Genomic DNA, 12,423 nt, shown 5'->3' with positions numbered 1-12,423 from the left:
CCGTGCCCACGCGGGACGATGCGTCACGTTTGCCCTTTTCCAGCCGCTCGGGCAGCTTCTCGCGACCGTGTTGGCCAATCAGCCTTCAGCTTCCAAACAGTGCCAACACGATGCGAGCTTTCGCGTGGGCATGCCCACCCTACACCCCCGGCGCATGGCACTCGAAATGCAGGCGGTCGAACCATTCGCCGCCAAGCTCGAAGCTGCGCCGCGAGTGCCCGAACTGGGTGAACCCATTGCGCATCAGGACCCGCGACGAGGCCGCGTTTTCGACCCGGCAGTCGGCTTCGATCCTGCGCAGGCCCAGCTCGCCGAACGCGAGCGCCAGCACCTGGCGCACCGCCTCCCCGGCATAGCCCTTGCCGCAGGCGGCTTCGCCGATCCGGTAGCCGAGCACGGCGCTATGGAAATGCGCGCGCCGCACACCGCTCAGGTTGACACGGCCGACGATCTTCCGCCCTTCGTCTTTCACGAGGTATTGGTAGCCCAGGTCATCGGCCGCATCCTGCACCGCGCGCGCGACCGCCTCCGTCACGCCCGCGATTGCATAGTAGGAAGCAGGCCGCGCGTTGATCGCTGCTTCAAAGAAGGCCCGGTTTTCCTGTTCGAAGTCGAACAGCGCTCCGGCGTCGGACAGCGTCGGCGGGACCAGGGTCAGCGCCATCAGAGCTCTGCCCACATCCTGAGCAGGTTGTGATAATGCCCGGTCAGGCCGACCGTGGCTTCCGACTCCCCATGCGCCGCGCGCAGCTTCCGGATGTTGTTGTCGAGCTCGAACAGCAGTGCACGCTTGCCGTCGTCGCGCACCATGCTCTGGGTCCAGAGGAAGGAAGCGATGCGCTCGCCCTGTGTCACCGGCAGCACTTCGTGCACGCTGCCCGACGGGTAAATGATGGCGTCGCCCGCCGGCAGTTTCACTTCATGCGTGCCGTAGGCGTCGACCACGACCAGTTCGCCGCCTTCGTACTCATCCGGCTCGCTCAGGAACACGGTGGCCGAGACGTCGGCGCGGATCGCAGGCAGGCCGGGCCGCTGGGCGCGGATCGCGCCATCGACATGCAGGCCGTAGTGCTCGCCGCCGCCATAGCTGTTGAAATAAGGCGCCAGGATGCGCAGCGGCAGCACGCTCGAGAAGAACAAGGGGTGCGCCATCAAGGCGGCGCTGACGATCTGGCCCAGTTCGGCGGCGAGCGGCGAACCCTCCGCCAGTTGGCGGTTGCGTTTCACCTGCGCGCCCTGCGGGCCGACGCTGGCGCGGCCATCGATCCAGTCAGTGTCCTGCAAACGCTTGCGCATCTGCGCAAGCTGTTCCTGGCTCAGCACGCCCGGGATGTGGAGCATCATGGTGTCGGTCCTTACAAAAAGGCACGGCCCTCCCCGCTTCAAGCAGGGAGGGCCGTGCGAAACAGGCTCGAGTGTACCGGCACCGGTGGCAAACCGGTGCCGTCTCCCGTTAAAATTTCAGGTTCGCCGTCAGGCTTGCCGAACGCCCCGCGCCGACGCCCGCATAGTGCGGCGACGACACGCGGTCGAAATACAATCTATCGCCCAGGTTCTGGATATTCAGCTGGAAGGACACGTTCTTGTTCAGGTTATAGCTGGCCATCGCATCGAAACGGGTGTAGCTCGGCGCGTATTTCGTGTTGTTGACGTTAGCGTAGACCTTGTCGACATAGTTCATGCCGATGCCGGCGCTGAAGGCCTTGCTGAACGCGTACGAGGTCCAGAGCGAGGCGCTGTGCTTCGGCGTGGTCGGGAAGATATTGCCGCTGTACGGGGAAGGCGCGTACACGGGCGCGGCCGTGGTGCCGACGTTCACATAGCCATTGTCCTTCAGGACCGCATCCAGGTAGGTGTAGCCGCCGAACACTTGCCACGCATTGGAGAGCTTGCCCGAGAAGCCCAGCTCCAGGCCTTTGAGATCCTTGCGGCCGACGTTCTGGGGTGTGCCGTCCGGCGCCGTCACGCGGGCATTGTTCATCTTGCTCTGGAACAGGGCCGCGTTCAGCGACAGGCGGCCGTTCATCACTTCCCACTTGGTGCCGAGCTCGACGTTCTTGCTCTCCTGCGGTTTCAGATTCTGCACGGCGACCGTCAGTGCGTCGAGCCCGTCGCCGCCATCGTTGCCGGGCGGCGTGGCCGAGGTGGCGTACGACACATAGATGCTGCCGTTCGCGCTCGGCTTGTAGACGAGGCCGGCCTGGTAAGTATCGAAACTGGTGTCCACGCGGGCGTTGGTCGCTGCCGCGGTGGCGGTCGCGTTCACGCCGAGCGTCGTCTTGAACGCGTCCCAGCGCGCGCCGATGTTCAGCATCCATTGCGGATTGAATTCGATGGTGTCGAATGCGTAGACGGCGCGGGTGTCGGTGTTCACCTTTGTCAGCGCCGGCGACACGCTGCGGGAATAGACCCACGGATCGTAGGGATTTGGATTATCCAGCGGCGCGCAGTTGTAGCCGGTTTCCGCGCCCGAAGTCGGGCAGCTAAAGGTGCCGGTCAGCAGGTTGCTGGTGCCTGGCGTGAAGACGTAGGCACTGCGCTCGGTCGACTCGCGGCTGATCTCGACCCCGGCATTGAAGCTGTGCTTCATCGAACCCGTCGTCAGCTTGCCGGACAGGCTGGTCGCGTTGGCCATCGTTTCGGTGTCGGTGACGCGGGTGTTGGCGCGGCGCCAGACGGTGCCGTAGGCGACCGTGTTGCCTTTCGAATCGTCGGGCTGGGTCCAGACGAAATCGTTCTTCGATTTGCCGTAGCGCGTGACGTTGCGCAGCACCAGCTTGTTGCCGAAATCGTGGCGCAGGTCGACCGTGCCGATGTCGATGTTGGTGTCGCGGAAGTCGCGGTTCACGAGGCCATAAAAGGTTTCGCGGGCGACCTTGAACGGGGTTCCGTCGCCATTCTTCGCCACGTTGGCGCCGGTCGTGAACGGGTTGTTGAACGGGATGCCGGTGTCCGGGATTTCGCTCGACTGCATGTGGTAATAGCTGAGGATGGCTTTGGTCGGACCGTTCAGGCCGAAGGTGATCGTCGGTGCGATGCCCCAGCGGTCGCCCCCGACGACGTCGCGTCCGGCCACATCGGCCTCGTGCGCCATCACGTTCAGGCGGAAGGCGGCGTTGTCGCCCAGCGTGCGGTTGAGATCGCCCGTCACGCGGCGGTAATTGTCGGTGCCGATGCCGACGCTGGCGTTGCTGAAGTTGTCCAGCTGGGCCGATTTGCTGATCAGGTTGATGCCGCCGCCCGCCGAGGAACGTCCGCCGTAGGCCGAGTTCGGACCTTTGACGACTTCGACCTGCTCGAGGTTGAAGATTTCGCGCGACTGCGAACCGGAATCGCGGATGCCGTCGACATAGGTGTCGGTCTGGGCGTTATAGCCGCGGATGAACACGTTGTCGCCGACCGGATTGCCGCCCTCGCCCGCGCCGATGGTGATGCCCGGCACCGAACGCAGCGCGTCCGTCAGCGATACGGCCGCCGTCTGCGCAAGCACTTCCTGCCCGATGACGGTGACCGACTTCGGCGTGTCGAGCAGCGGCGCCGTGAACTTGTCCGAGCCCGAGGCGACCGGAGCCTGGACGTCGCGATGCGCGGTGCCCGTGACCTGGACCTTGGGAATGGCCTGCTCGACCTCCTCGCCGCCCGCCTGGGCCAGGGGCGAGGCCAGCGTCGCCAGCACCGCGAGCGCGGAACCTGTCAGGCTGGGCGCGGCCGCACGCGCATGCTTGCGGCTGCGGATGAAAGGGGTGGCGCTCGGGACTGCTGGATTGGTCATGGTCATGGTCATCGCTGGTATGTTTGCTTCCGCGGGCGCCGGCTGCATCGGGTGGCGGAACCGAAAAATAAATGAGAACGATTCGCATTATGATTTGTATTGGCGGCTTTGGCAAGTATTGATGGGCCACCCGTTTGTCTCGTGCACTACAGCATTTACGGTGCAGGCTTTGCACCACGTCTCCCCCTTCCCCTTGTGTTCGTGGCATGTGGCCGAATCAACTACAATACCGGGGATAAGGGTTTATCATGGCCCCTCGCATCTCGATCATTGCCCTTCGATCCTCACCTATTTACAAGAGACTATGCGTCGTCCTTCCAAAGATTCACCCAATAAACTTTCCGCAGAAAGCCAGCGTCTCTCCAGCATTGCCCAGGCCATTGTGCAGTCTGCCAGCCGCGTCGAAGAACGCACCTGGGAACGCCAACTGGATACGCAACTGCAGAAACTGCTCAAGACCAACCACCAGGAAAGCATCGACGCCGCGCTCAACGCGCTGTTCAAGGACGACCTCGCCGCCTACGATGTGCTGATGGATGGCGTCGAGGCCGTCAGCGAATCGTCGACGATGGTCGAGCAAGCCAACGATGGCGCCGAAGTCAGCTGGCAAGCGCTGCTGGTGGCCGCGCCGATCCTCGCCTGGACCCGTTTTTCGATCGGTTCCGGCACGATTCCCGCGGAACTGGTCAGCACGCTGTCGGCGCATTTCTCGGCCCATTTGCTGGCCGAAGGCACGCAGATGGCGATGGCCCCGACCCTGTATGCGATCGACCAGTTGCCGCGCACCCATGCCGACACCTATGCGCTGACCCACAAGCTGGCCCAGGCCGCGCACAAGGGCACGACCATCAAGCCGGCCGTGCGCACACCGGAAACGGCGCCCTTCCTGGCCGACACGCGTTACTTGCTGGTGACCATCGTTGCCCCGGTCGGCGCCCCGCTGTTCCGCTGGCAGGAACCGCAGCACCAGATCGATTTCGAGAAGGAACGCACGAACGCCCTCGCCGCCTGGCGCGAGCAGGCCACCGCCAACGTGGCGCGCCTGCTGCCGGGCTGCGGCGTCGAGCTGCTGTTGCCGGAAGCGTATTACGTCGGCTGCCGCGAGGCCGACAAGGCGATCCGCCCGGTCTCGATCCGCGCCGCCGTGCACTACCTGACCAACACCCTGGACCTGGAAGCATCGGACCTGCGCGCCGTGATCGCCGGCTTCGGCGAGGAAGCGGCCGACGGCCAGCTCGACGAATACCGCGTCGGCTTCACCCTGCGCCAGTCGGCCGAAGTGGTGTACGGCATCGTCTGGCCGCTGTATGGCCAGGAAGACGAGGAAGGCACGCCGATGGACGGCCCCGGCGCGGGCGGCCTGCTGCCGGCGCCTTTGAGCCCGATCGACGAGATCATCGCCCACCTGAACGAAGCGGGCGTCACCCACGTCAAACGCATCAACGAACTGTATGTCGCCGAGTATTGCGACGACTGCGGCGCGCCCCTGTTCGCCGATCCGACCGGGGAACTGGTGCATGCGGAAATGCCGGAAGATACGCCGGCGGGGACGGAGCACTTCCACTGATCGTTTGGTCGACGGATCTATGAAAAAACGGCGCCTGTGAGCGCCGTTTTTCATGTTGTATCGTTCTGAATCGCGGGATTGCCCGTCGCCTCAGTCCTTCCAGGCGCAATACGGGTGGCGTATCAGGTTCGAATTGAAATAGCGCGCGTCGTGCGTGACCTCCGCGCCGATCCAGCCCGGCTTCTCGAAGGTTTCGTCTTCGCTGGCCAGCTCGATCTCGGCCACGACCAGCCCGGCATTCGCGCCCAGGAACTCGTCGACTTCCCAGGTATGCGCGCCGACCTGGACGCGCCGTCGGTGCTTCTCGATCAGCGGTGCCGGGCACAGCGTGTCGAGCAGCTCGGCCGCCTCGAGCACGGGAATCGGGTATTCCCATTCACCGCGCGTGGCGCCCTGGCTCTTGCCTTTGATCGTCAGGAAAGCGGAATCGCCTTCGATGCGCACGCGCACCACGCGCGCCGGGTCGCTGCTGAGGTAGCCCTGGCGCAGCAGCACCGGTTCACCAAGCTCCCGCCAGCCGTCGCCGGCCAGCAGGAACTTGCGTTCGATCTCGACGCCCACTATTTAGTCCAGCGACTGCAGGATCGGCTGCAGGATGGCCGCGCCCAGCGCCGCGCTGCGGGCGCCGTTCCAGCCGGTGTAGCTATTGGGCAGGTCGGCATTGTCCTTGAACGGCATTTCCAGGGTCAGCGACAGGCATTTGAAAGTGTGGCCGACATATTTCGAGGCCAGGGTCAGCAGTTCCTCGTTGTACTTGCTGGCCGCATAGCCGTACACGTTCTGGAAGTCGGGGCTGGCCGCCATGTATTGGTCGATAAAGGCTTTTTGCCTTGCCTGGCGCTCGGGCGTGAAATCGGCCAGCATTTCGTTGCCCGCCACGAAGTTGTACGGCAGGGCTTCGTCGCCATGGATGTCGAAGAACATGTCGACACCGGTTTCGTGGATCTTGTTCTTCACGCACAGCACTTCCGGGCTGCGTTCCGGCGTTGGCGTCATCCACTCGCGGTTCAGGTTGGCGCCGGCCGCATTCGTGCGCAGGTTGCCGCGCACCGCGCCGTCCGGATTCATGTTCGGCACGATATAAAACACCGCGCGCTGCAGCAGCTTGCGAGAAACCGGATTGGCGTCGTCGAGCAGCGCATCCATCATGCCTTCGACAAACCACTCGGCCATCGTTTCGCCCGGGTGCTGGCGCGCGATGACCCAGATCTTTTTCTCGGCGGCCGGATTGCCGATCACCACCATGTTCATGTCGCGGCCATCGATCGTGCTGCCGATGTCAATCACGCGTGCGATCGGATTTTCCGCCACTTCGCCCAGCAGGCGCAGGTGACGCTCCCAGGTGTAGGGTTCGAAATAGGCGTAATAGATGCTGTCGAGCTCGGGCGTGTGGTGGACCGTCATGACCTTGCCGTCGAAGCTGGTCGGCACGCGGAACCAGTTCTCGGTGTCGTAGCTGGCGGCGACCTGGTAATCCTCGAAGCCCTTCGGATAGGTTGCCTGGCCGGCATTCAGGAAACGGATCGTGCAGGCCTGGCCGCGCGCACCTTGCAGGCGGAAGTGGAACCACTGGTGAATGTCCGCGTTATTGTCGCGGCGCAGGTTCAGGTCGATCTGTTTCGCGCTGTCCGCTTGCACCACCTCGATGGCGCCCGAATCGAAATGCTGGCTGATTTTGATAGGCATGGCTGATCCTTTGTTGGCCTGTTCGCTAAGTAAACGATGATACCGGATTTGCCGCCGCAGCCTGCTGCCGGGGCAGCGCGCGGCGGCGCCTGGAGCCGGGCCTGTTACGCGTCGAGGTCGATCAGCTCGGGGCTGTACACGACCATGATCTGGCGCATCAGCTCGACGTTGCTGCGGTCGAGGAGCAGGACCAGGTTCGGCGTGCGGTCGAGGTCGAACGCCATGCGCAGCTTGCCGGGCAGTTCGCGGCACTTGAGCGTCAGGGCACGCGGGTTCGCCGGGTTCTCCCAGTCCTGCTGGGTGATCTGGGGCGCCGCTGGCGGTGGTTGCAGGCTCGGGTCCTGGTTCACCGGCATGTGTTTCAGCAGCCAGAAGACGATGGACGCCGGAATGTGCAGGCAGACGTCGGCCGCGCCTTGCGTGGAGAATTTGGCGAGCAGCGAATTGCCGACGCGATCGCACGACATGGACATGCTCTTGACTTCACGAATGACCGCTTCTTTCACGACGAAATTCCCTGGAGTAGTTTAAAAGGCGCAGCGATTCTACCCCATCCCATTGGAATTTAGTGTGGCCCTGACAAGAAAACGGGGAGCATCGCGCTCCCCGTGCAATTTCGTTGTTGCGCCCGTATCGGCCGGAGTTCGCAGCCGGCGAGACGCAGTGCCGGGCCCTACTCTTTCGAGCCGCGGCCGCCGCTCTTCGACGAGCTGCGCGAACTGCTGCCCGAACCGGCGCTGGCCGATTGACGGTTACCGTGGCTCATGCTGCCGGCGCGGCGTGCTTCCTCGGATGTGAATTCGTGCGCGGTACCCTTCTGGTGGGCTGCCTTGCCACCCTGGCTGGCGATTTCGCGCTGGCGCTGTGGATCCATCGATGCGAAACCGCGATTGCGGGTGCCGCCTGCGCTCTGGCTGTTGGATTGGTTACCGCCCTGTTTGTTACCCTGGTTACTCGAAGCCATGATGCGTTCTCCCTGTTCACATAGTAAACCGCCGCGTCCTGCGGCAGGCTCTGCCCCCGCCCATCTGGCTGACGCCGATGAGCGATCGGTTGAATTCATAGTAGGCATGCGAATTAGATGAGGGTATAGGACATTTTCAGATGACTTTGTAGGACAACAGGCGACAGAAAATGCACCTACGAAATAGGGTTCTTTTGATCACTTTTCCCATCAGTTATTGTCCTACATACTACCGATGCGTCTTCCTATACTGGAACTGCGCAGGCGGGCGCAAGATGGCAGGATGGGGCGGCGTCGACAGACGGCTGTCGAGCAATTCCCGCCAGCAAATCGATATTTGAAAGGAAACGCCATGGATGCGAATCAACGCAGCGAAATGAACAACCAGACGAATAACGGCGGCAACGAAAAGTGGAACAAGAACGCCAAAGGCAAGACCGCGCCCGACGCGCCGCTCGACCATACCTACCCGCAAGGCGCCTCGCAGCAGCAGGGCCGCCAGGGCATCGACCAGATGGGCACCCAGCAAAGCGGCATGGGGCCGGGCCAATTCGCCGAGGACAGCAGCCGCTGGGACTTGCCTGGCGGCTCGATGCAAACCCAGCAAAGCGGCGGCAGCGGCCCGCAGCAGGGCATTACCGACAGCCACCAGCGCCAGATGGAGCAACACTCGGCCGCCTATGGCGAACTCGAGCAGCCGGTTGGGCGCCGCCCGCTTGACTCTGGCACCTCGCTGCTGCGCCACGAAGGCGAGCACGCCGGCAACACCCAGGCAACGCACCAGATGAATCCACAGGATCCGCGCCAGCCGGAACTACAGGGCGGCTCGCTCGGCCACCACCACGGCCAGGGCCAGTCGACGCAATCGATGCAGTCAGGCCAGTCCGGCCAGTACGGGGGCGGCGAAGGGAGCCGCGGGGCCTCGCAGCAGGCCACGACGCAGGGAGCGCAAGGGAGCACCGACCGTGCCGGCTCGCAAACCGGTGCGGCGGGGAACGAAGCGGGCAGTGATACGGCGGAAATGCACGAGTCGAACGACACCATAGGCGGCCTGCCGCGCAGCCCGGGCAATTCCGGCCCGCGCGGCGACAATCCCGGCTGGAAACCGGGGGGCAGCATGAATCAGGACCCGAACGGCGTGCACGAATCGAACGATGCCGCCGGCGGCTATCCGAAGAGCCCGGCCGGCGCGAACAAACTGGCGGGCGACCGCAAGATGGACGACGACACCGGATTTTCGCGCGGTTGAGCGCCTGCGCCTGGCGCTGTGAACCTGGCCCCGGCAGCGTGAGAGCGCTGTCGGGCATGGACAAGCCCGCTTGACGCGGGCTTTTTTTCGTCCGATCGATTGTGCTTTGCCGCCTCGCCACACTGCTCGACTATAAGACCACTCCTACACACCCTGAGCAATACTTTCGGAGTTTCCGATGCGCCGCGACGGGGCGCCCCTCCCCTCTCAAGCCCGCGACTGTCGTCCTGCCGGGTTCCCGGAAATAACTGGACCGTATTTGACCCACCACAGCAATCCCGTGTAACCGGAAGGACGCCGCGCCGGTCAAACTCCCAGGGTCCTCGAGGGCGGGACGATGGATGCAGGCAGCAACAGCACAAGCGAAACGCGCATCGGCTCCGAGCTGTGGCAGGTACTCGCCCGCCATCGCGGCCGCATCGCCGCCGCCGTGGTCCTGCTGCTGGTGGCCAAACTCGCGACCGTGGCCGTGCCCCTGCTGCTCAAGCGCATCATCGACGCCTTCTCGGGCAGTACGCTGCCTCCTCGCCTGCCGCTCTACCTGCTGGCGGGCTACGCCGTGCTGCGCTTTTCCGCGACCCTGTTCAACGAATGGCGCGACCTGCTGTTCGTGCGCGTCACGCTGACGGCCGTTTCGGCCTATGCGCAAAAAACCTTCGCCCACCTGCATGCGCTGGGGCCGCGCTTCCACGCCAACCGGAAGCTCGGCAGCCTGCTGCCCGACATCGACCGCGGCACGAGCGGCATCGCCTTCCTGCTCGGGGTCGGCCTATTCACCATCGTGCCCACCATGGTCGAGATCGGCCTGGTGCTGGCCATCATGCTCAGCCGCTACGAGGCCGGCTTCGCCGCCATCATCTTCGTCACCTTCCTCGTCTATGCCGGCTTCACGCTGGTCTTCACGGCGTGCCGCGTCGTCTACCAGCGCCGCGTGAACAAGCTCGACTCGCGCGCCAAGGGACAGCTGGCCGATAGCCTGATCAACTACGACACCGTCAAGTACTTCACCAACGAAGCCTTCGAGGGGCGCCGTTTCTCGGCCATCATGAACGACTGGGGCGCGGCGGGCGCGGCCAACCAGCGCGCGCTGTTCACCCTGCACGTGGGCCAGAGCGCCCTCATCGCGCTGGGCGTGGCGGCCATCATGGTGCTGGCCGGCCAGGCCGTCATGGCGCGGCGCATGAGCGTCGGCGACCTGGTCCTGATCAACGCCTACGCCCTGCAGGTCTGCCTGCCCCTGAACGCCCTCGGCTTCGTCTACCGCGAGGCGCGCGATGCCTGGGTCAATGCCGAGCGCCTGTTCGACCTGCTGCGCGAGCGTCCAGAGATCGTCGATCCGCCGGGCGCCCCAGGACTGCGCGTCGGCGCCGGCGACATCGTGTTCGAGCATGTCCACTTCCATTACGATCCGGGACGGCCGGTGCTCGTCGACCTCAACCTGCACATCGCGGCCGGCACCACGGTGGCCGTGGTCGGACGCAGCGGTTCGGGCAAATCGACGCTGGCGCGCCTGCTGCTGCGCTATTACGACCCGGGCAGCGGGCGCATCCTGGTCGACGACCAGGATATCGGGCTCGTGCGCGCCGCCAGCGTGCGCGAAGCGATCGGCGTCGTGCCGCAGGACACCGCGCTGTTCAACGACACGCTCGGCAGCAATATCGCCTATGGCCGGCTCGGAAGCACCCATGGGGAGGTCGTGGCCGCCTCCCGCGCGGCCCAGCTGCACGAACTGATCGCCGCCCTGCCCCTGAAGTACGAGACGCCGGTCGGCGAGCGCGGCGTGAACATTTCCGGCGGCGAGAAGCAGCGCATCGCGATCGCCCGCGCCCTCCTCAAGGATCCGCCCATCCTGATTTTCGACGAAGCGACGTCGGCACTTGATTCAGATTCAGAACACGCGATCACGCAGGAACTCGACCGTTTGTCCCGCAATCGAACCACTCTGATCATCGCGCACCGCCTGTCCACGGTCGTCAATGCCCACCTGATCGTCGTCATGGACCGGGGCCGCATCGTCGAACAAGGCAGCCATGCCGAGCTGCTGCGGCGCCGGGGCATGTACGCGCGGCTGTGGCTGCTGCAGCAGCGGATGGACAAGGAAACGCCCCATTAACAACACCTGGAGCGCCTGGCAAAAGCGGGTTTTGTCAGGGGCGCATTACCGGAGAAACTATGTCAGCGATTACGCCAGCGACAGCCAGCAGCGCGATCCGCGTATCGGTCGTGGTGCCGACCTGCGGGCGCATGGACTTGCTCGACCGCTGCCTCGACGCGCTCACCCGCCAGACCCTGCCCGGCGCTTCCTTCGAGGTCATCATCGTCGACGACGAGCCCAACCACAACACCCTGCACCTGGTGGCCGGCTGGCGTACGCGCACGTTCGAGCGCGGCCCGCGCCTCGTCTACCTCCCGAATTCGAACGAGCACGGCCCGGCCGCCGCACGCAACCTCGGCTGGCGCAGCGCGCTGGCGCCGGTGGTGGCCTTTACCGACGAGGACGCCGTGCCCTCGCCGTCCTGGCTGGCGCAGGGCCTGGCCGCCTTCGGCGACGAGGTCGACGTACTCTGCGGCCGGCTCGACGCGCCGCTCCCCGCGCGGCCGACCGCAGCCCAGCGCGCCGCGCGCCAGGCCGCGAACGATGCCTTCTGTGTCGCCAACTGTTTTTGCCGGAAGCGCCTGCTCGAACGGCTCGAGGGCTTCGACGAGCGCTTCAGGCAGGCCAGCTACTCCGACGCCGACCTCCACTTTCGCCTGTTGGCGCTCGACGCGCGCATCGTGCGCGCACCCGGGGCGCTGGTGGTGCAGCCGGTGCTCCCCGCGGCCTGGGGATCGAGCCTGGCCCGCACGCGCGAAGCCGTGTTCGACGCCCTGCTCTACAAAAAGCATCCGCGGCTCTACCGCGAACGCATCGCCGCGGCGCCACCCTGGGACCACTATCTCGCCGTGGCCGCGCTCGTGGTCGCGCTCGGCGCATTGCTTGCCGGCACGGGCGCCGTCGCGCTGCTTGCGCGCGCCGCGTGGCTGGCGCTCACGGCGCGGCTGTGCCTGCAGCGCCTGCGCGGCACGGCCCATACCGTATCGCACATCGCCGATGTCGTCGTCACCTCGGTCCTGATCCCGCCGCTGGCCGTGTTCTGGCGCCTGGCGGGGGCCGTCCGCTACCGCGTCCGTTTCACCTGAGGTCC

Annotated in this window: 11 protein-coding genes; 4 read left to right on the top strand and 7 right to left on the bottom strand. The window is 64.9% G+C overall.

Annotation, left to right across the window (positions count from 1 at the left end; all coding sequences use genetic code 11):
- Window positions 1-139: 139 nt before the first annotated feature.
- From AC1MEM_RS10795 to AC1MEM_RS10785, 3 genes are all read right to left on the bottom strand, one after another.
- Window positions 140-664 carry a GNAT family N-acetyltransferase gene (locus AC1MEM_RS10795; protein ID WP_499477174.1) on the bottom strand — a complete coding sequence of 175 codons (525 nt, stop codon included), beginning with the start codon at window positions 662-664 and terminating at the stop codon, window positions 140-142.
- A complete protein-coding gene (locus AC1MEM_RS10790) occupies window positions 664-1,344 on the bottom strand; it encodes a Fe2+-dependent dioxygenase (RefSeq protein WP_499477173.1) in 681 nt (226 codons plus the stop codon). Before AC1MEM_RS10790 ends, AC1MEM_RS10795 begins: the two co-directional genes overlap by 1 nt.
- Before the next feature lie 109 nt (window positions 1,345-1,453).
- Entirely contained in the window at window positions 1,454-3,772 is a 2,319-nt protein-coding gene (locus AC1MEM_RS10785; RefSeq protein WP_499477172.1) for a TonB-dependent receptor, read from the bottom strand.
- 304 nt (window positions 3,773-4,076) lie between these two features.
- Here AC1MEM_RS10785 and AC1MEM_RS10780 point away from each other — a divergent pair, with 304 nt between their 5' ends.
- Window positions 4,077-5,339 (top strand): DUF2863 family protein, encoded by a 1,263-nt coding sequence (locus tag AC1MEM_RS10780; RefSeq protein ID WP_499477171.1) that lies wholly within the window; start codon window positions 4,077-4,079, stop codon window positions 5,337-5,339.
- Window positions 5,340-5,429: 90 nt separating this feature from the next.
- Here AC1MEM_RS10780 and AC1MEM_RS10775 read toward each other — a convergent pair whose 3' ends face one another.
- The 4 genes from AC1MEM_RS10775 to AC1MEM_RS10760 form a co-directional block, all read right to left on the bottom strand.
- Window positions 5,430-5,900 carry a CYTH domain-containing protein gene (locus AC1MEM_RS10775; protein WP_499477169.1) on the bottom strand — a complete coding sequence of 157 codons (471 nt, stop codon included), beginning with the start codon at window positions 5,898-5,900 and terminating at the stop codon, window positions 5,430-5,432.
- A 3-nt stretch (window positions 5,901-5,903) separates the two neighbouring features.
- Window positions 5,904-7,025: a M14 family metallopeptidase gene (locus tag AC1MEM_RS10770; RefSeq protein ID WP_499477168.1), complete on the bottom strand. Its 1,122-nt coding sequence runs from the start codon at window positions 7,023-7,025 to the stop codon at window positions 5,904-5,906.
- A 104-nt stretch (window positions 7,026-7,129) separates the two neighbouring features.
- A complete protein-coding gene (locus AC1MEM_RS10765; protein WP_499477166.1) occupies window positions 7,130-7,492 on the bottom strand; it encodes a hypothetical protein in 363 nt (120 codons plus the stop codon).
- Window positions 7,493-7,698: 206 nt separating this feature from the next.
- A complete protein-coding gene (locus tag AC1MEM_RS10760) occupies window positions 7,699-7,989 on the bottom strand; it encodes a KGG domain-containing protein (RefSeq protein WP_499477165.1) in 291 nt (96 codons plus the stop codon).
- Between the two features lie 352 nt (window positions 7,990-8,341).
- Here AC1MEM_RS10760 and AC1MEM_RS10755 point away from each other — a divergent pair, with 352 nt between their 5' ends.
- From AC1MEM_RS10755 to AC1MEM_RS10745, 3 genes are all read left to right on the top strand, one after another.
- Window positions 8,342-9,238, top strand: a complete 897-nt coding sequence (locus AC1MEM_RS10755) for a hypothetical protein (protein WP_499477164.1) — start codon at window positions 8,342-8,344, stop codon at window positions 9,236-9,238.
- A 337-nt stretch (window positions 9,239-9,575) separates the two neighbouring features.
- Window positions 9,576-11,351 carry an ABCB family ABC transporter ATP-binding protein/permease gene (locus tag AC1MEM_RS10750; protein ID WP_499477163.1) on the top strand — a complete coding sequence of 592 codons (1,776 nt, stop codon included), beginning with the start codon at window positions 9,576-9,578 and terminating at the stop codon, window positions 11,349-11,351.
- Window positions 11,352-11,410: 59 nt separating this feature from the next.
- Complete coding sequence (locus AC1MEM_RS10745) at window positions 11,411-12,418, top strand: glycosyltransferase family 2 protein (RefSeq protein WP_499477162.1); 1,008 nt, start codon at window positions 11,411-11,413, stop codon at window positions 12,416-12,418.
- Window positions 12,419-12,423 lie beyond the last annotated feature (5 nt).

The sequence above is a fragment of the Telluria sp. AIW5 genome, assembly GCF_056680575.1.
Note: the sequence above shows the minus strand (reverse complement) of the source record. Positions and strands in the feature narration are given on the sequence as shown.